General features: G+C 70.3%; 17 protein-coding genes and 2 tRNA genes. 13 read left to right on the top strand and 6 right to left on the bottom strand.

Annotated features, from left to right (window positions below):
• Nucleotides 1-28 precede the first annotated feature (28 nt).
• The 5 genes from AU194_RS21840 (at nucleotide 29) to AU194_RS21820 (ending at nucleotide 3,899) form a co-directional block, all read left to right on the top strand.
• The gene (locus AU194_RS21840; protein ID WP_082698778.1) at nucleotides 29-1,264 is read left to right on the top strand and encodes a lipase family protein; all 1,236 of its coding nucleotides are present in this window, start codon (nucleotides 29-31) and stop codon (nucleotides 1,262-1,264) included.
• 15 nt (nucleotides 1,265-1,279) lie between these two features.
• A complete protein-coding gene (locus AU194_RS21835) occupies nucleotides 1,280-2,062 on the top strand; it encodes a fumarylacetoacetate hydrolase family protein (protein WP_059091361.1) in 783 nt (260 codons plus the stop codon).
• A complete protein-coding gene (gltX, locus tag AU194_RS21830; RefSeq protein WP_059091396.1) occupies nucleotides 2,062-3,564 on the top strand; it encodes a glutamate--tRNA ligase in 1,503 nt (500 codons plus the stop codon). The genes AU194_RS21835 and gltX overlap by 1 nt, the downstream gene beginning before the upstream one ends.
• Before the next feature lie 130 nt (nucleotides 3,565-3,694).
• Nucleotides 3,695-3,766: transfer RNA gene (locus AU194_RS21825), tRNA-Gln, on the top strand.
• Nucleotides 3,767-3,826: 60 nt separating this feature from the next.
• A tRNA-Glu gene (locus AU194_RS21820) sits at nucleotides 3,827-3,899 on the top strand.
• Nucleotides 3,900-3,994: 95 nt separating this feature from the next.
• Here AU194_RS21820 and AU194_RS21815 read toward each other — a convergent pair.
• Nucleotides 3,995-4,696, bottom strand: coding sequence for an IclR family transcriptional regulator (locus AU194_RS21815; RefSeq protein ID WP_059091360.1), 702 nt, complete (start codon nucleotides 4,694-4,696; stop codon nucleotides 3,995-3,997).
• A 76-nt stretch (nucleotides 4,697-4,772) separates the two neighbouring features.
• Between AU194_RS21815 and leuC the strand changes: the two genes are divergently transcribed.
• The 3 genes from leuC (at nucleotide 4,773) to AU194_RS21800 (ending at nucleotide 7,709) form a co-directional block, all read left to right on the top strand.
• A complete protein-coding gene (leuC, locus tag AU194_RS21810) occupies nucleotides 4,773-6,218 on the top strand; it encodes a 3-isopropylmalate dehydratase large subunit (protein ID WP_059091359.1) in 1,446 nt (481 codons plus the stop codon).
• Between the two features lie 12 nt (nucleotides 6,219-6,230).
• Complete coding sequence (gene leuD / locus AU194_RS21805) at nucleotides 6,231-6,824, top strand: 3-isopropylmalate dehydratase small subunit (RefSeq protein ID WP_059091358.1); 594 nt, start codon at nucleotides 6,231-6,233, stop codon at nucleotides 6,822-6,824.
• Nucleotides 6,825-7,028: 204 nt separating this feature from the next.
• Nucleotides 7,029-7,709: an HU family DNA-binding protein gene (locus AU194_RS21800; protein WP_059091357.1), complete on the top strand. Its 681-nt coding sequence runs from the start codon at nucleotides 7,029-7,031 to the stop codon at nucleotides 7,707-7,709.
• Nucleotides 7,710-7,767: 58 nt separating this feature from the next.
• Here AU194_RS21800 and AU194_RS21795 read toward each other — a convergent pair whose 3' ends face one another.
• From AU194_RS21795 to cofC, 3 genes are read right to left on the bottom strand one after another with little or no spacing between them, the layout of a single operon-like run.
• Complete coding sequence (locus tag AU194_RS21795) at nucleotides 7,768-8,703, bottom strand: NUDIX hydrolase (protein WP_059091356.1); 936 nt, start codon at nucleotides 8,701-8,703, stop codon at nucleotides 7,768-7,770.
• Between the two features lie 31 nt (nucleotides 8,704-8,734).
• Nucleotides 8,735-10,894 (bottom strand): RNA degradosome polyphosphate kinase, encoded by a 2,160-nt coding sequence (locus tag AU194_RS21790; RefSeq protein WP_059091355.1) that lies wholly within the window; start codon nucleotides 10,892-10,894, stop codon nucleotides 8,735-8,737.
• A 54-nt stretch (nucleotides 10,895-10,948) separates the two neighbouring features.
• Nucleotides 10,949-11,611, bottom strand: a complete 663-nt coding sequence (cofC, locus tag AU194_RS21785; RefSeq protein WP_059091354.1) for a 2-phospho-L-lactate guanylyltransferase — start codon at nucleotides 11,609-11,611, stop codon at nucleotides 10,949-10,951.
• A 93-nt stretch (nucleotides 11,612-11,704) separates the two neighbouring features.
• On the opposite strand from cofC, the gene AU194_RS21780 reads away from it, so the two are divergent.
• From AU194_RS21780 to AU194_RS21770, 3 genes are read left to right on the top strand one after another with little or no spacing between them, the layout of a single operon-like run.
• Nucleotides 11,705-12,685 (top strand): NAD(P)H-dependent glycerol-3-phosphate dehydrogenase, encoded by a 981-nt coding sequence (locus AU194_RS21780; protein WP_197417707.1) that lies wholly within the window; start codon nucleotides 11,705-11,707, stop codon nucleotides 12,683-12,685.
• A gap of 6 nt (nucleotides 12,686-12,691) precedes the next feature.
• Complete coding sequence (locus tag AU194_RS21775) at nucleotides 12,692-13,795, top strand: cystathionine gamma-lyase (protein WP_059091352.1); 1,104 nt, start codon at nucleotides 12,692-12,694, stop codon at nucleotides 13,793-13,795.
• Nucleotides 13,796-13,840: 45 nt separating this feature from the next.
• Nucleotides 13,841-14,956, top strand: coding sequence for a D-alanine--D-alanine ligase family protein (locus AU194_RS21770; protein ID WP_059091351.1), 1,116 nt, complete (start codon nucleotides 13,841-13,843; stop codon nucleotides 14,954-14,956).
• Here AU194_RS21770 and AU194_RS21765 read toward each other — a convergent pair.
• On the bottom strand, nucleotides 14,953-15,540 hold the full coding sequence (locus AU194_RS21765; RefSeq protein ID WP_059091350.1) for a DUF3515 domain-containing protein: 588 nt from the start codon (nucleotides 15,538-15,540) through the stop codon (nucleotides 14,953-14,955). The two genes, AU194_RS21770 and AU194_RS21765, sit on opposite strands and share 4 nt — an antisense overlap.
• Before the next feature lie 10 nt (nucleotides 15,541-15,550).
• Complete coding sequence (locus tag AU194_RS21760; protein ID WP_059091395.1) at nucleotides 15,551-15,778, bottom strand: Lrp/AsnC ligand binding domain-containing protein; 228 nt, start codon at nucleotides 15,776-15,778, stop codon at nucleotides 15,551-15,553.
• A 116-nt stretch (nucleotides 15,779-15,894) separates the two neighbouring features.
• Here AU194_RS21760 and AU194_RS21755 point away from each other — a divergent pair, with 116 nt between their 5' ends.
• Together AU194_RS21755 and AU194_RS21750 are read left to right on the top strand one after the other, a co-directional pair.
• Nucleotides 15,895-16,851 (top strand): thiamine-phosphate kinase, encoded by a 957-nt coding sequence (locus AU194_RS21755; RefSeq protein WP_059091349.1) that lies wholly within the window; start codon nucleotides 15,895-15,897, stop codon nucleotides 16,849-16,851.
• A gap of 28 nt (nucleotides 16,852-16,879) precedes the next feature.
• Nucleotides 16,880-17,563 (top strand): uracil-DNA glycosylase, encoded by a 684-nt coding sequence (locus tag AU194_RS21750; RefSeq protein ID WP_059091348.1) that lies wholly within the window; start codon nucleotides 16,880-16,882, stop codon nucleotides 17,561-17,563.
• Nucleotides 17,564-17,634 lie beyond the last annotated feature (71 nt).

Here is a 17,634-nt window from a genome sequence, read left to right as displayed (position 1 = left end):
CCAGATGTTTGAACTCTCGTCCCACATTATGGACGTCGTCGTGACGACCCGTACGGTGTCGGGCGTGATCTGGAGATCTGTCGGCGCGGTGGCGCTGCTGGTATGTGGCCTCGCCGTGGCGGCGCCGTCGGCCCCCGCGTCGGCGGCCACCCCGGAGTGGTCGGGGCTCGACGCACGGGCGTACACCGGGGAGATCCCGGCGCCCGGCACGCTGATCCGCGAGGTGCCGCTGGCGCCGGAACTGTCGGTACTCGGGGCGGGTGCGGCCTACCGCATCCTCTACGCGACCCGCGACCAGCACGACGCGCCCGCAGTCAGCACCGCGGCGGTCTTCCTGCCGCACGGCACGCCGCCGGCAGGGGGCTGGCCGACCGTCGCGTGGGCGCACGGCACGGTCGGTCTCGGCGACGACTGCACCCCCTCGGCGCTGCCGCGTTCGGACCGCGACGACGAGTACCTCACGCACTGGCTCGATCAGGGGTACGCCGTCGTGGCCACCGACTACACGGGGCTGGGGACCCCCGGGCTGATGAGCTACCTCAACAGCCGGTCCACCGCCCGCGCCGTCGTCGACTCCGTGGTGGCCGCGCACGGCTTCGGGCTGCCGCTGTCGCCGAAGTGGGCGATCGTCGGGCAGTCCCAGGGCGGGGCCGCGGCGGTCAGCAGCGCCCGCTGGGCCACCGAGTTCAGTGCAGGCAGCGAACTGGACTACCGCGGCGTGGTGGCCACCGGTACCCCGGCCAACATCGAACAGGTCGCCACACGTGCGGCGCCCGATATGGCGCTGCCGCCCGAACTCGGCCCGGCCGCCAACAGCTACGCCGCCTACATCCTGGCGGCGTTCCGCGAGGCCCGGCCCGACCTCGACGTCGACAGCGTGCTGAGCCCGCAGGGCCTGCGTGCCGCCGAACTCGCCGAGACGCTGTGCAAACCCGCACTCGACGAGGCGCTCGCCGGACAGAACCCGGCGCAGTTCTTCTCCGCGCCGCTGGCGTCCCTGCCGGATGCGGCCGAGGCGCTCGACGCCTACATGGGCACCCCGGTCAGCGGTTACGACCGCCCGATCTTCCTCGGCGTCGGGCTGCTCGACCGCGACGTGCCGCCGAATTCGACGCTGACCCTCAACGATCAGCTGACCGCCAACGGCGAGGACGTGACGCTGCGGGTCTATCCCGACGAGGACCACAGCGGGACGGTGCTGGCGTCGCTGCCGGACTCCACCCCGTTCCTGCGGGCGGCGCTTGCCGGGGGCCCGGACGCCTGACACTAGGCTGGCGGCATGCGTCTCGGTCGAATCGCCAGCCCCGACGGGGTCGCCTTCGTCAGCGTCGAGGGGGCCCCGGACGATCCCGCCACGGTGGTGCGGGAGATCGCCGAACACCCCTTCGGCACCCCCACGTTCACCGGCCGGTCGTGGCCGCTGGCCGATGTGCGGCTGCTCGCGCCGATCCTGGCCAGCAAGGTCGTCTGCATCGGGAAGAACTACGCCGCCCACATCGAGGAGATGGGCGGCGGCCACTTCCCGGATCCGGTGATCTTCCTCAAACCGAACACCGCGATCGTCGGGCCCAACATCCCGATCCAGTTGCCCGCCAACGCCAACCCGGTGCACTTCGAGGGTGAGCTGGCGGTGGTGATCGGGCGGCCGTGCAAGGACGTGCCCGCCGCCAGGGCGGCCGAGAACATCCTCGGGTACACGATCGCCAACGACGTGTCGGCCCGTGATCAACAGAAGCAGGACGGCCAGTGGACCCGCGCCAAGGGCCACGACACCTTCTGTCCGGTGGGTCCGTGGATCGTCACCGACGTCGACCCGTCGGATCTCGAACTGCGCACCGAGGTCAACGGGGAGGTGCGGCAACGCAGTCGGACCTCGTTGATGATGCACGACATCGGTGCGATCGTGGAGTGGATCTCGGCGGTGATGACCCTGCTGCCCGGCGACCTCATCCTCACCGGGACTCCGGAAGGGGTGGCCCCGATCGACGACGGCGACACCGTGTCGGTCACCGTCGAGAACATCGGCACCCTCACCAATCCCGTTGTGCGAAAAGGAAAGTGATGACCGCCCCACCCGTTCGTGTCCGATTCTGTCCGTCGCCCACCGGGACACCGCACGTCGGCCTGGTCCGCACCGCGCTGTTCAACTGGGCCTACGCGCGGCACACCGGCGGCACGTTCGTGTTCCGCATCGAGGACACCGATTCCGCGCGCGACAGCGAGGAGAGCTATCAGGCCATCCTCGACGCGCTGAGCTGGCTGGGGCTGGACTACGACGAGGGCCCCGGCGTCGGCGGACCCTATGAGCCCTACCGGCAGTCGCAGCGCCGCGACATCTACCGCGACGTGATCGACCGGCTGGTCGCCGCGGGCGAGGCCTACGAGGCGTATTCGACGGCCGAGGAGGTCGAGGCCCGCCACGTCGCCGCCGGCCGCAACCCGAAGCTCGGTTACGACAACTACGACCGCGACCTCACCGAGGAGCAGCGCGCCGCCTACCGCGAAGAGGGCCGCAATCCGGTGATCCGGCTGCGGATGCCCGACCGCGACATCACCTGGCGCGATCTGGTGCGCGGTGAGACCACCTTCGGCGCCGGGACGATCCCCGACTTCGCGCTCACCCGCGGCAACGGCGAACCGCTCTACACCTTGGTCAATCCCGTCGACGACGCGTTGATGAAGATCACCCACGTACTGCGCGGGGAGGATCTGCTGCCGTCCACGCCGCGCCAGATCGCGTTGTACGAGGCGCTGATCCGCATCGGGGTGGCCGAGGCGGTGCCGGAGTTCGCGCACCTGCCCAGCGTGCTGGGAGACGGCAACAAGAAGCTCTCCAAACGCGATCCGCAGTCGAACCTGTTCCTGCACCGCGACCGCGGGTTCATCCCGGAGGGGTTGCTCAACTACCTGGCGCTGCTGGGCTGGGGCATCGCCGAGGACCGCGACGTGTTCAGCCTCGACGAGATGGTGGCCGCGTTCGACGTCGCCGACGTGAACTCCAATCCCGCGCGTTTCGACCAGAAGAAGGCCGACGCGCTCAACGCCGAACACATCCGGATGCTCGGCGAGGACGACTTCATCGCCCGTCTGAAGGCCTACCTCGCCGCCCACGGCCACGACACCGGCCTCGACGATGCGCAGTTCGCCGAGGCGGCGCGGTTGGTGCAGACCCGGATCGTGGTGCTCGGCGACGCGTGGGGGCTGTTGAAGTTCTTCGACGACAACGCGTTCGCCCTCGACGAGAAGGCCGCCGCCAAGGAACTCAAGTCCGGTGCGGTGCCGGTGCTCGACGCCGCGCTGGCGGGGCTGGAGGGCCTCGGGGAATGGACCACCGCGGCGATCGAGGAGGCGCTGAAGAAGGCGCTGCTCGACGGTCTCGAACTCAAACCCCGCAAGGCGTTCGGTCCGATCCGGGTGGCCGCCACCGGCGCCTCGGTCAGCCCGCCGCTGTTCGAGTCCCTCGAACTGCTCGGCCGCGATCGCAGCCTGGCACGGTTGCGGGCCGGCCGGGACCATGCCGCGGCTTCTGGAGACGCTGGGGCGGAGGGTTCCGGGGGCGCCTGAGGGGGAGCGTGGCGAAAGCACCCCGAAATCTTTGGTAGTGTGCACGTCGGCGCCGGAACGACGCGCGGGGGCGATCCTCACCGCGCGGAAGCTTCGGAAATGCCCGTGACCAGCGGTTATGGGCTGCCAATGGGGTATGGTGTAATTGGCAACACAGCTGATTCTGGTTCAGCCATTCTAGGTTCGAGTCCTGGTACCCCAGCTGCGTAGCGATTAGGTCGGTGATGTCGTCCTGAGCTATGCTGACCAACCGGAAGTTCTAGCCCCCGTCGTCTAGCGGCCTAGGACGCCGCCCTCTCACGGCGGTAGCGTGGGTTCGAATCCCATCGGGGGTACAAGATCACGGCGCCCGGCTCTTCGGAGTCGGGCGCCGTTTTTTCAACCGCGTGCGACGAGATCTACGTCACGGTGATCTCGGTCTCGCGGGCGTCTACAGGCGCCGGGCGAGCGCGTCGGCCGCGGCCAGTAGATCCGCCGCCCAGCGGGCGCCGGGCCTGCGGCCCATCCGGTCGATCGGCCCCGACACCGAGATCGCGGCCACCACCGCGCCTCTGCCGTCGCGCACCGGCGCCGAGACGCTGGCGACTCCCGGCTCCCGTTCTGCCGCGCTCTGCGCCCAGCCGCGCCTGCGCACCTCCGCCAGCGTGCGTTCGGTGAACATGGCCTCGGGTAGCACGGCCTGCTGGGTGGCGGCGTCGGCGAAGGCGAGCAGCACCTTGGCTCCGGAGCCTGCGGTCATCGGCAGCCGGGTGCCGACCGGCACCGTATCCCGCAGTCCCGCCGGGGGTTCCAGCGCCGCGACACAGATCCGTGCGGTGCCCTCGCGGCGGTACAGCTGCACACTCTCCCCGGTGATCTCACGCAGCCGCGGCAGTACCACCGCACCGGCGGCCAACAGCGGATCGTTGACCTGACCCGCGAGCTCGGTCAGCGCGGGGCCCAGCCGCCACCGGCCGTCGGCGTCGCGGGCGAGCAGGCGGTGAGTCTCCAGGCCCGCGGCGAGCCGGTGCGCAGTCGCCCTGGGCAGCCCTGTGCGCTCGCAGAGTTCGGCGAGCGCGCACGGCGACTCCGCGATCGTGTGCAATACGCCCACGGCTTTGTCCAACACGCCGATGCCGCTATCCTGTCTCACAGGGAGATACTAACGTCCCGCAATGTGAGAATGCCAGCGCAACGTCGCAGGCCGCGTATCGAGAATCGAGAAGGTAATGGCACAGCCCGCCACACCGCGCACCCTGGCCGAGAAGGTGTGGGCCGACCATGTGGTCGCGCTCGGCACCGGGGAGGGCGCCGCGCGCGAACCCGATCTGATCTACATCGACCTGCACCTCGTGCACGAGGTGACCAGTCCGCAGGCGTTCGACGGCCTGCGCCTGGCGAATCGGCCGGTGCGCCGTCCGGATCTCACGATCGCCACCGAGGACCACAACGTGCCCACCGTCGACATCGACAAGCCGATCGCCGACCCGGTGTCGCGCACCCAGGTGGAGACGTTGCGGCGCAACTGCGAAGAATTCGGTATCCGCCTGCACCCCATGGGCGACGCCGAACAGGGCATCGTGCACATCATCGGGCCGCAGCTGGGGCTGACCCAGCCCGGGATGACCGTCGTGTGCGGTGACAGCCACACCTCCACCCACGGCGCGTTCGGCGCGATCGCCATGGGAATCGGCACCTCCGAGGTCGAACATGTGCTGGCGACGCAGACGCTGGCGCTCAAGCCGTTCAAGACCATGGCGGTCAACGTCGACGGCGAACTGCCGCCCGGGGTGAGCGCCAAGGACATCATCCTGGCCGTCATCGCCAAGATCGGCACCGGCGGGGGACAGGGACACGTCATCGAATACCGCGGCAGCGCCATCGAATCGCTGTCGATGGAGGGTCGGATGACGATTTGCAACATGAGCATCGAGGCCGGTGCGCGGGCGGGCATGGTGGCCCCCGACGACACCACGTTCGAATTCCTGCGCGGCCGCCCGCACGCACCGACCGGTGCCGACTGGGATGCCGCCGTCGAGGCCTGGCGGCAGCTGCGGACCGATCCGGGTGCCGAATTCGACACCGAGGTCTACATCGACGCCTCGGAGCTGAGCCCGTTCGTCACCTGGGGCACCAACCCGGGCCAGGGTGTGCCGCTGTCGGCCTCGGTGCCCGACCCCGAGATGATCCTCGACGAGGGCGAGCGCCAGGCGGCCGAAAAGGCGTTGACCTACATGGGCCTTGAGGCGGGTACCCCGATGCGCGACGTCGCCGTCGACACCGTGTTCGTCGGCTCCTGCACCAACGGCCGCATCGAGGATCTGCGGGTCGTCGCCGACGTCCTGCGCGGCCGCAGCGTGGCCGAGGGTGTGCGGATGCTCGTGGTGCCCGGCTCCATGCGGGTGCGCGCACAGGCCGAATCCGAAGGGCTCGACCGGATCTTCCTCGACGCCGGCGCCGAGTGGCGGCAGGCGGGCTGCTCGATGTGTCTGGGCATGAACCCCGATCAGCTCTCCCCGGGGCAGCGCTGCGCCTCGACGTCGAACCGCAATTTCGAGGGGCGCCAGGGCAAAGGCGGGCGCACACACCTCGTCTCGCCGGCCGTCGCGGCCGCCACCGCCGTCCGCGGCACCCTGTCCTCACCCGCGGACCTGTCCGCCGTCCCCGCCCGCTAAGGAGTACTTGCGATGGAAGCCTTTCGCACCCACACCGGGATCGGCGTGCCCCTGCGCCGCTCCAACGTCGACACCGACCAGATCATCCCCGCGGTGTATCTGAAGCGGGTCACTAGAACAGGTTTCGAGGACGGGCTGTTCGCCGCCTGGCGCAACGACCCCTCGTTCGTGCTCAACCTCCCGCCGTTCGACAAGGGCTCGGTTCTGGTGGCGGGACCGGATTTCGGCACCGGATCGTCACGCGAGCACGCGGTCTGGGCGCTGATGGACTTCGGGTTCCGTGTCGTCATCTCGTCCCGATTCGCCGACATCTTCCGCGGCAATGCGGGCAAGGCCGGGCTGCTGGCCGCCGAAGTGACGCAAAATGATGTCGAACTTTTGTGGAAGCTGATCGAGCAGAGTCCCGGGCTGGAAATCACTGTCAATCTTCAAGATCGGAACATCGTCGCGGGAACGGTCGTGGTGCCGTTCACTATTGACGACTACACCGCATGGCGACTGCTCGAAGGACTCGACGACATAGGCCTTACGCTGCGGAAACAGGATCAGATCGCGGATTTCGAGCAGCACCGGCCGAGCTGGAAACCCCGCACTCTGCCGGCCTGAGCCGGGGCGGTAGACCGCCCGAAATCGCCGCCCGGACACCCGTTCTTGGACCTCCCGACAGGACGTCAAGGGGGCCAACCGGATTGCCGAAACATTAGCCAGGAGCCGCCGAAACTGCGCGTGGCTCTTGGAAATCAGTGGTCTGTGGGTTTACCGTGTCCACTAGTCGGTCCAAGAGGGACCACTGGGTCTCGGAGGTTTTGCATGAACAAAGCGGAGCTTATCGACGCACTGACAACCAAAATGGGCACTGATCGCCGGCAGGCCACCGCCGCCGTCGAGAACGTCGTGGACACCATCGTGCGTGCGGTACACAAGGGCGACAGCGTGACCATCACCGGTTTCGGCGTCTTCGAACAGCGTCGGCGTGCGGCGCGCGTCGCTCGCAACCCGCGCACGGGTGAGACGGTGAAGGTGAAGCCGACCTCGGTGCCTGCGTTCCGTCCCGGCGCGCAATTCAAGGCGATCGTCTCTGGCACACAGAAGCTCGCGGCCGAAGGCCCCGCCGTCAAGCGCGGTGTCGCGGCTGCACCGGCCAAGCGTGCCGCCAAGAAGGCCCCCGCCAAGAAGACCGCGGCGAAGAAGACGGCTGCCGCCAAGAAGACGGCGCCGGCGAAGAAGTCGACCGCCGCCGCGAAGAAGACCGCGCCGGCCAAGAAGTCGACCGCGGCCAAGAAGACGACGACGGCTGCCGCCAAGAAGTCGGCGCCGGCGAAGAAGTCGACCGCGGCGGCGAAGAAGACGGCCCCGGCCAAGAAGACCGCGACCAAGGCCCCGGCCAAGAAGGCCGCGACCAAGGCGCCCGCCAAGAAGGCCTCGGCCGCCAAGAAGACGGCCACCAAGGCTCCGGCACGCAAGGCGCCGGCCAAGAAGGGCCGCAAGTAATCCCCTGCTGAACGAGGAACCGCCGCGGATCCCCACGATCCGCGGCGGTTTCGTCGTTTCAGTCGGTCGCCAGGGGGCTACCCATGTGATCGGCGGCGATCATCCGGCCCTCCGACAGCGACAGCACCCAGGTGCTGCCCTTGCGGTTGCGCGACTTGTCCGGCCGCACCCCGTCGCGGTCGCACCACCACTGGATCAGATCCGGAATCACCTTGCCCTGTGAGCAGATCACCGGGGTGTGGCCCGCGGCGGCAGCCTTCGCCGCGATCTCGAGCACCCGCCGACGGGCCGGCTTCTTGTCCTCGGAGTAGGCCTCCTCGGTCAGCGTCGGCTCCGAATGGATCAGCTCGTCGAGTTCCTGGGCCAGCGGTTCGATCGTCTGCTCACAGCGCGTCCGGTCCGCCGCGTAGAGCTGATCGGCCCCGAACGCGAGCAGTTGGCCGACCAACGACTCCGCCTGTGCGCGACCGTGCTTGTCCAGCGGCCGTTTCCGGTCGTCGCCGCGGTAACGCGACTTGCTGCCCGCGGTTGCGTGCCGCACCACGAGGACGGTCTGGGTGTCGGCGGGCGCCTTCGCGAACCGGCGCAGCACCTTGCGGTCGTGCGGGTACGCCACCCGGGCGATGGCCTCGCGCACGGGCAGCCACACCAGCTCGTCGACTTCCTCGTTGGGGGAGAAGGACCCCTCCACCGCCCGCCCGGCCCAGTAGCGGACCTTCTTGACACCCTGCTCGACCGGGTAACTGACCGACGCCAGCCGGCGGCCAAGGACACAGTGGAAGCCGGTCTCCTCGCGGACCTCCCGCACCGCGGTGACCGGTTCGGTCTCCCCGGGGTCGACCTTGCCCTTGGGCAGTGACCAGTCGTCGTAGCGGGGACGGTGGATCACCGCCACCTCGGGCGCGTCCCCGTTGGGGCGCCACAGCACCGCACCCGCGGCGGGTATGCGATCACGATGTGCGGCAACGGAACTCGTTGTCTTGGTCTTGGACACCCTCAACTCCTGGGGGACGACGACGGCTGCGTCACCGGTGGCGGTGCCGCTGCATCAGCGACACCTGATGATCGCGGACGGTCTCGCCCTCGCGTGGCGAGGCCGACCAGTGGCCGTCGGATCCGAGTTCCCAGCAGCGCGTCGCCGGGTCGAGCGCCGACTCGAACACGTCGCCCAGTTGCGCGGTCAGGCGGGGATCCTTCACCTGAGCCATCACCTCGACCCGCCGGTCGAGGTTGCGGTGCATCATGTCCGCGCTGCCGATCCAGTATTCGTCGATGGCGCGGAAGTGCAGGATCCGGGAGTGCTCGAGGAACCGGCCGAGGATCGACCGCACCGTGATGTTCTCCGAGAAGCCGGGCACGCCGGGCCGCAGCGCACAGATCCCGCGCACCACCACCTCGACGCGAACCCCGGCCTGCGACGCACGGTACAGCGCGTCGATGACCTGTTCGTCGACCAACGCATTGGCCTTCAGGCGGATTCGGCCCTCCGTGCCGTCGCGGGCGGCCGCGACCTCCCGTTCGATGCGTTCGATGATGCCCTTGCGCACCCCGAGCGGGGCGACCAGCAGGTTGCGGTAGGCGTCCTTACGCGAGTAACCGGTCAGCGAGTTGAACAGATCGGTGAGGTCGGCGCCGATGTCGGGGGCGGCGGTCAGCAGTCCGACGTCCTCGTACAGACGCGCGGTCTTCGGGTTGTAATTGCCGGTGCCGATGTGGCAGTAGCGCCGGATCATCGACCCTTCGCGGCGGACGACGAGCGCGGTCTTGCAGTGGGTCTTGAGGCCGATCAACCCGTACACCACGTGCACGCCCGCCTGCTCCAGCGTGCGGGCCCATTTGATGTTGGCCTGTTCGTCGAAGCGTGCCTTGATCTCGACGAGCGCCACCACCTGCTTGCCGGCCTCCGCCGCGTCGATGAGCGCGTTGACGATCGGGGAGTCGCCGGAGGTGCGGTAGAGGGTCTGTTTGATGGCCAGCACGTTGGGGTCGGCGGCGGCCTGTTCGATGAACCGCTGCACCGTGGTGGAGAACGCGTCGTAGGGGTGGTGCACCAGCACATCCCCATCACGTAGCGTCGCGAAAATGCTCTTCGGAGTCTCGCGTTCACCGAACGCCGGTGGGGTGGCGGGGACGAACGGCCGGTCCTTGAGCGCGGGCCGGTCGACGTCGTAGATCTGCCACAGCGCCGACAGGTCGAGCAGACCCGGCACCTCGACCACGTCGCCGGGGTCGACGTCGAGTTCGCGCAGCAGCAGTTCCAGCATGCCCTCGGTCATGTCGTCGGAGACCTCGAGGCGCACCGGCGATCCGAACCGGCGGCGCGCCAGCTCCCGCTCCAGCGCCTGCAGCAGATCCTCGTCGCGGTCCTCCTCGACCTCGAAGTCCGCGTTGCGGGTGATCCGGAAGGCGTGGTGCTCGACGATCTCCAGGCCGGGGAACAGCACCGGTAGGAACGCGGCGATGAGTTCCTCCATCGGCAGGAACCGCACCACCGCGCCGGTGTCGCCGCGCACGCCGAGGCGGACGAAGCGGTCGACGTTGTCGGGCACCTTGATTCGCGCGAAGTGCTGGCCGCCGTCGTCGGGGTGGCGGACGGTGATCGCCAGGTTGAGCGATAACCCGCTGACGAACGGGAACGGGTGCGCCGGGTCCACCGCCAACGGGGTGAGCACCGGGAACACCTGCTCGTGGAAGTACGTCGACAGTTGGGCGCGTTCGGCGTCGTCGAGTTCGGACCAGGTGACGATCACGATGCCCTCGTCGGCCAACGCCGGGCGCACCCCGTCGAGGAAGACCCGTGCATGCCGCGAGGCGATCTGCTGGGTGCGTTCGCTGATGCGGCGCAACTGTTCGCGCGGTGACAGACCGTCGGCCGACCGCACCGACAGTCCGGTCTCGTCGCGGCGCTTGAGGCCCGCGACGCGCACCATGTAGAACTCGTCGAGGTTCGAGGCGAAGATCGCGAGGAACTTCGCCCGCTCGAGCAACGGCAGGGACGGGTCGGCGGCCAGCGCCAGCACGCGGGCGTTGAAGTCCAGCCAGCTCAGTTCGCGGTTGAGGTAGCGATCCTCGGGCAGGGCGTTGTCGACCGCGGGGGACGTCGCCGCGGGCGGTGCCTCCGGAGTGGAATCCCCCTTGGCCCGTTCGCCGTCGTCCGCGCGGATCTCGGCCTCTGCTTCAGTCATGGATCCGATCCTCCCCCAAGGAGACGGCGTCCTGCCACCGCATCCGCGAGATGTTCACCTTCGGACGCCGACCGCCTGTGCGGTCCGCGGCCCCACTCCGAGCAGGCGGGCCTCCGCCAGGTCGTCGGGGGTGTCGATGTCACAGCGCAGACCCGGCCACGGAGCGGCCAACTCGACCGCACCCGAACGGCGGTGGCGCTCGGCGGAATCCGGGCCGAAGTGCGGGTCGAGCCCGACGCCGAACGCGAACAGCGCCGAGGTGCCGGTGCCGTGCCGGTCGCTGACGAAGCTACGGGGGTGTGCCCGCGCGGCGGTGATCGCCTCACTCAGCTCGGCTGACTGTAGGGCAGGCAGATCGCCCTGCAGCGCAACGACATTGAGGCCGGTCGAGCGGACGGCAGCGGCGGCCGAGCGCAGTGCGTTGTTGAGCGGGTCGGGGTGACCGGGCGGGGTCGGATCGTCGAGCACCGAGGCCCCGAGCGCCCGGACGGCCGCGGAAGCGGCGGGATCGGGGGTGACGACGGTGACTGCGCCGACCGCGGCGGCCGCGGTGATGGTGTCGACGAGCATCGCCAGCACCAGGGTCTCCCGGTCCAGGGGGCTCAACATCGGCGCGAGCCGGGTCTTGGCGGCGACGAGGCGTTTGACGGCGATCACCACCGCCACGTCCGCATCCGGGGCGGGCGGGGCGGCGCCGTTGGTCGTCGTGCCGCGCATGGCGCCATCCTGCCAGCACCACGGGCCCTCGGCCGACGCCGTCGGGCCGCGTGCGCTGCGCGCTAGGGTGAACGCGTGGTGACGGCGGCGGTGATGGGGTCCGGAGCGTGGGGGACGGCAATGGCCAAAGTCCTCGCCGACGCGGGGAACCCGGTGACGCTGTGGGCGCGGCGTCCGGAGGTCGCCGCCGAGATCAACGAGACCCACCGCAACACCGGCTACCTCGGGAACGTGGACCTGCCCACGGCGATCCGCGCGACCGCCGACCCCGTCGAGGCGCTCGCCGGTGCGTGCACGGTGGTGCTCGGGGTGCCCGCGCAGAGTCTGCGCGGCAACCTCGAACAGTGGAAGGGGCTGATCGGCGATGACACCACGCTGGTGAGCCTCGCCAAGGGCATCGAACTGGACACCCTCATGCGGATGAGCCAGGTCATCGTCCAGGTCACCGGCGCCGACCCGGCCCGCGTCGCGGTGGTCACCGGTCCCAACCTCGCCAGCGAGGTCGCCGACGAACAACCCGCCGCCACCGTCGTGGCGTGCAGTGACAGCGGGCGCGCGGTCGCGCTGCAACGCGCGCTGGCCACCGGATACCTGCGGCCCTACACCAATGCCGACGTCGTCGGCGCCGAGATCGGCGGCGCGTGCAAGAACGTCATCGCGTTGGCGTGCGGTATGGCCGTCGGGGTGGGGCTGGGGGAGAACACCGTCGCCGCGATCATCACCCGGGGACTGGCCGAGATCATGCGCCTTGGCATCGCGCTGGGCGCCAAACCCGCGACGCTCGCCGGGCTGGCCGGGGTGGGCGACCTCGTCGCCACCTGCACCTCGGTGCAGTCGCGCAACCGCACCTTCGGCGAACGGTTGGGCCGGGGCGGCACGATGGAGTCCGCGCTGCGTGCGGCAGGCGGCCACGTCGCCGAAGGGGTCACGTCGTGCCGGTCGGTGCTGGCGCTGGCCGACAGCTACGACGTCGAGATGCCACTGACCGATGCGGTGAACCAGGTGTGCCACAAGGGTCTGTCCGTCGACGAGGCCGTCGTGCTGCTGCTGGGCCGCAGCACCAAACCGGAGTAGCGCAGCATGGACGGCACCTACGGCGACTCCACCCGCAGCGTCAAAGCTGTTGGCGCGGAAGCGGTTCCGGGTCAACCCGTCGCCACCCCACCGGTACCGGTGTCGGCGTACCACCTGTCGCCGGACGAAGCGGAACCGCTGGACACCTACGGGCGCAGTTCGAATCCGACGTGGCGGCGGTTGGAGGCGGCGCTCGCCGAACTCGAAGGGGCGTCGGCCGCGCTGACCTACGGGTCCGGGATGGCGGCCATCAGTTCGGCGTTGCGGGTGCTTACCGGGCCCGGTAAGCGTCTGGTGGTGCCGTCCGACGGCTACTACCAGGTGCGCCGCTACGCCGCCGAATATCTTGCGCCGCTGGGTGTCTCGGTGGTCGAGGCGAGTGCGGCCGAGATGTGCGCCGCGGCCGCGGACGCCGACGTGGTGCTCGCGGAGACCCCGGCCAACCCGGGTCTGGACGTGGTGGACCTGCATCAGCTCGGGATGACGTGCCGTCGTCGCGGCGCGACGCTCGTCGTGGACAACACCACCGCCACCCCGCTCGGCCAGCAACCGCTGTCGCTGGGCGCCGATCTCGTGGTGGCCAGTGCCACCAAGGCACTCTCGGGGCACAGCGACCTGATCGCCGGTTACGTCGCGGGCAGTCACCCCGAGATGATGGCCGCGTTGGAAAGCGACCGGCTGCTGGCCGGTCCCGTCCTCGGGCCGTTCGAGGCGTGGCTGGTCCTGCGCAGCCTGGGCAGCGCCGGTCTGCGCTTCGAACGCCAGTGCCAGAACGCGCTCGCGGTCGCCATGCTGATGCGCAACCACCCCGCCGTGCGCACCGTGCGGTATCCCGGCCTGCCCGAGGACCCCGCCCACACGGTGGCGACACGGCAGATGAAGCGGTTCGGTGGGCTGGTGTCCATCGAACTCGCCGACGCCGCCGCGGTCCACCGCCTCGTCGAGCGCAGCGAGCTGCTGGTCGCCTCGACCAGCTTCGGCGGTATCCACACCTCGGTCGACCGGCGCGCCCGGTGGGGCGATCCGGTGCCCGGCGGATTCGCCCGGCTGTCCATGGGCATCGAGGACACCGACGACCTGGTCGCCGACCTCGGCACGGCGCTCGGCTGACATCGAATCGTCGGCCGCACGGCCGGGACGGTAGCCTCGCTGACTGTGAACGCCCGCATCCAGCGCACCCGCGTTGCCGTCGTCTACGGCGGGCGCAGTTCCGAACACGCCATCTCCTGCGTCTCCGCGGGCAGCATTCTGCGCAACCTCGACCCGGAGCGGTTCGACGTCGTCGCGGTCGGCATCACCCCTGACGGGTCGTGGGTGCTCACCGACGGCAGCCCCGAGACGCTGGCCATCACCGACGGGCGGCTGCCCGAGGTGAACGCCGCGTCCGGCACCGAGCTGGCACTGTCCGCCGATCCGGGCCGCCGCGGCGAGCTGGTCTCGCTGAGCCCGTCGGCGGCCGGGGAGGTCCTCGCCGCCGTCGACGTGGTGTTCCCGGTGCTGCACGGCCCCTACGGGGAGGACGGCACGATCCAGGGCCTGCTCGAACTGGCCGGTGTGCCCTACGTGGGCGCCGGGGTGCTGGCCAGCGCCGCGGGTATGGACAAGGAGTTCACCAAGAAGCTGCTGGTGGCCGAGGGTCTGCCGGTCGGTGACCACGTGGTGCTGCGCCGCGGCAAGAGCGATCTGACGCTCGACGAGCGCGACCGCCTCGGCCTGCCGGTGTTCGTCAAACCCGCCCGCGGCGGATCCTCGATCGGTGTCAGCCGGGTGTCGGACTGGTCCGAGCTGCCCGCCGCGATCGACCTGGCGCGCACGCACGACCCGAAGGTGATCGTCGAGGCCGGTATCCCGGGCCGGGAACTGGAGTGCGGCGTGCTCGAGTACCCCGACGGCCGGGTGGCGGCCAGCACCGTCGGCGAGATCCGGGTGGCCGGGGTGCGCGGCCGCGAGGACGGTTTCTACGACTTCGCGACCAAGTACCTCGAGGACGGTGCCGAACTCGACGTGCCGGCCAAGGTCGAGGACGACGTGGCCGACGAGATCCGGGCGCTGGCCATCCGCGCGTTCCGCGCCATCGACTGCCAGGGTTTGGCCCGCGTCGACTTCTTCCTCACCGACGACGGACCCGTCGTCAACGAGATCAACACCATGCCGGGTTTCACCACGATCTCGATGTATCCGCGGATGTGGGGCGCCAGCGGGGTGGACTATCCGACGCTGCTCGCGGCGATGGTCGACACCGCGGTCAACCGCGGGACCGGCCTGCGCTAACGCGGCGGACCCGGCGCGATCGGCTGAGCCGGCATCGTGTCGGTCAACACCCGGGAGATCAGCTGGATCGGCGTCGGGCCGGAGTCCTGCGGCAGCGTGAGCGCCACGTAGACCGGGCGGTCGACGGCGTACCAGGTGCTGCGGGTCTGTTCGCTCTCCGGCCTGCTGCCCGGCGCGGCCTCCTCGCCGACGCGGAACCACTGCACCGCGTCGACCACCTGCAGCGGCGCCCCGACCACGAAGTCGACCGGACGGTCCAGTCCGCAGCGCAGAATGACCGCCTCGGTGTCGGGTCCGGCCTGCCACGCCGCGGTGCCCACCGGCGTCGGCTCGGCGGTGGGGGCGCGGCGGAAGTCGCCGAGGGTCTCGGGCAGCCGTTCCAAGAGCGCCCCGCACTCGGGGCTGTCCGCACGCGGGGCGGGCACCTGCGCGATCGCCACCGGCCGCTGTTCGGGCCTGCCCTGGCGCACGGCCGCGATCCCGAGCACCACCACCAGCGCCGCGACGGCCACCACGACCGCCGCGATCATCAGCGCCCGCGGGGGCCCGTCGCGCGGTGCTCGTTGTGGATCTTCGGACGTCATCCGAACAACCCTATGGGTGCGCCCCGTTCGCGATCGGGCAGGTCAGTGTCCGGGTGATGCCCTCGACCCGCTGCACGCTCGCGACCACACCCGATGTGAGGGCGTCGAGGCTCTCGGCGCCGACGCGGGCCACCACGTCATACGGGCCGGTCACGTATTCGGCGTTCTGCACACCGGGCAGTTCGGCCAGCCGGGCCGCGACGACTTCGGCGCGCCCGACCTCGGTCTGGATCAGCATGAAAGCCTCGACCACCGGTGTTCGCCTCCGTCCGCCCCCATAGACTCCCGGGGGACCAAACGTACCGCAGGTGGAGCCGGTGCTGCGCGTCGTGACGGCGGCCGGGTGGAGGTGAGATGACGCCGTTCGACCCGGCCGCGACGATGGCGGAAGTCGGTGAGTTCGCGGTGATCGACGCGTTGGTGCGCGGGCGGCGCCAACCACCGTCAGTGGCGCTCGGGCCCGGCGACGACGCCGCGATGCTGTCGTTCTCCGACGGCCGCACGGTGGTCTCGACCGACATGCTGATCCAGGATCGGCACTTCCGGCTGGACTGGGCGACCCCGCATCAGGTGGGCCGCAAGGCGATCGCGCAGAACGCCGCCGACGTCGAGGCCATGGGTGCGGCCGCGACCGGTTTCGTGGTGGCCTTCGGCGCGCCGGCCGACACCCCGGCGATGTCGGCGGTGCAGCTCAGCGAGGGGATGTGGGATGAGGTGTCGGCGATGGGGGCGGGCATCGTCGGCGGCGATCTGGTCCGCGCCCCGCTGTGGGTGATCTCGGTGACCGTGTTCGGCGACCTGGCCGGGCGGGCGCCGGTGACCCGCGCCGGGGCCCGCGCAGGCGACGTCGTCGCGGTGGCGGGGGAGCTGGGCCGGTCGGCGGCCGGGTACACGTTGTGGCGCAACGGGATCGACGACTTCGCGGCGTTGCGGGCCCGGCATCTGGTCCCGACGCCGCCCTACGGGCAGGGCCGCCTCGCTGCGAGCGCCGGGGCGACGGCCATGACCGATGTCTCCGATGGCCTGCTGGCCGACCTCGGTCACATCGCGTCCGCGTCGAACTGCCGGATCGACCTCGAGCGCGCGGCGTTGCGCCCCGACCACGACGCGGTGACCGGTGCCGCGACGGCCGTCGGCGCCGACCCGTGGGAGTTCGTCCTCGGCGGCGGTGAGGACCACGCGCTGGTCGCGACGTTCCCCGGCGCACCGCCCGCCGGGTGGCGTTCGATCGGCCGCGTGCTCGACGGGCCCGCCGACGTGCAGGTCGACGGCGACGCGTGGACCGGAAACCGGGGCTGGCAGTCCTTCTGACGAACCCCGCACGCTAGGTTGGCTTTTCGTGACTGCACGCGCACTCTCCGAACTCATCGACCCGGGCTGGGCGCAGGCGCTCGAGCCGGTGCGGGACCAGGTCGCACAGATGGGGGAGTTCCTGCGGGCCGAACTCGCCGCCGGACACCGCTACCTGCCCGCCGGGGCGAATGTGCTGCGGGCGTTCACGTTTCCGTTCGACCGGGTGCGGGTGCTCATCGTCGGCCAGGACCCGTATCCGACGCCGGGTCACGCCGTCGGGTTGAGCTTCTCGGTGGATCCGGAGGTGCGGCCGCTTCCGCGCAGCCTGGCCAACATCTTCACCGAGTACACCGCCGACCTGGGCTACCCGGCACCGACCAACGGCGACCTCACCCCGTGGGCGCAGCGCGGCGTGCTGCTGCTCAACAGGGTGCTCACGGTGCGGCCGGGCACCCCGGCGTCGCATCGCGGCAAGGGCTGGGAGCCGGTGACCGAATGCGCCATCCGGGCACTGGTCGCCCGCGATGAGCCGATGGTGGCGGTGCTGTGGGGCCGGGACGCGGCCACGCTCAAACCCATGCTGGCGGGTAACGCGTGCGTGGCGATCGAATCGCCGCACCCGTCACCGCTGTCGGCGTCGCGGGGGTTCTTCGGGTCCCGGCCGTTCAGCCGGGTCAACGAACTGCTGACCGGGATGGGCGCCGAACCGATCGACTGGCGGCTGCCGTAGCGGCTCGCGTCAGGGCAACCCGGGGATCGGGGGCGGCGCCGGGATGTCCGGCGGCGCCCCCGATCCCCGGG

It is taken from the genome of Mycobacterium sp. GA-2829, assembly GCF_001499965.1.
Classification (GTDB): Bacteria; Actinomycetota; Actinomycetes; order Mycobacteriales; family Mycobacteriaceae; genus Mycobacterium.
Note: the sequence above shows the minus strand (reverse complement) of the source record. Positions and strands in the feature narration are given on the sequence as shown.

Bases quoted from the DNA above. Each gene is read 5' to 3' on its own strand.
- AU194_RS21840 (WP_082698778.1), top strand. From the start codon at position 29: ATGGACGTCGTCGTGACGACCCGTACGGTGTCGGGCGTGATCTGGAGA.
- AU194_RS21835 (WP_059091361.1), top strand. From the start codon at position 1,280: ATGCGTCTCGGTCGAATCGCCAGCCCCGACGGGGTCGCCTTCGTCAGC.
- gltX (WP_059091396.1), top strand. From the start codon at position 2,062: ATGACCGCCCCACCCGTTCGTGTCCGATTCTGTCCGTCGCCCACCGGG.
- leuC (WP_059091359.1), top strand. From the start codon at position 4,773: ATGGCACAGCCCGCCACACCGCGCACCCTGGCCGAGAAGGTGTGGGCC.
- leuD (WP_059091358.1), top strand. From the start codon at position 6,231: ATGGAAGCCTTTCGCACCCACACCGGGATCGGCGTGCCCCTGCGCCGC.
- AU194_RS21800 (WP_059091357.1), top strand. From the start codon at position 7,029: ATGAACAAAGCGGAGCTTATCGACGCACTGACAACCAAAATGGGCACT.
- AU194_RS21790 (WP_059091355.1), bottom strand. From the start codon at position 10,894: ATGACTGAAGCAGAGGCCGAGATCCGCGCGGACGACGGCGAACGGGCC.
- cofC (WP_059091354.1), bottom strand. From the start codon at position 11,611: ATGCGCGGCACGACGACCAACGGCGCCGCCCCGCCCGCCCCGGATGCG.
- AU194_RS21780 (WP_197417707.1), top strand. From the start codon at position 11,705: ATGGGGTCCGGAGCGTGGGGGACGGCAATGGCCAAAGTCCTCGCCGAC.
- AU194_RS21775 (WP_059091352.1), top strand. From the start codon at position 12,692: ATGGACGGCACCTACGGCGACTCCACCCGCAGCGTCAAAGCTGTTGGC.
- AU194_RS21765 (WP_059091350.1), bottom strand. From the start codon at position 15,540: ATGACGTCCGAAGATCCACAACGAGCACCGCGCGACGGGCCCCCGCGG.
- AU194_RS21760 (WP_059091395.1), bottom strand. From the start codon at position 15,778: ATGCTGATCCAGACCGAGGTCGGGCGCGCCGAAGTCGTCGCGGCCCGG.
- AU194_RS21755 (WP_059091349.1), top strand. From the start codon at position 15,895: ATGACGCCGTTCGACCCGGCCGCGACGATGGCGGAAGTCGGTGAGTTC.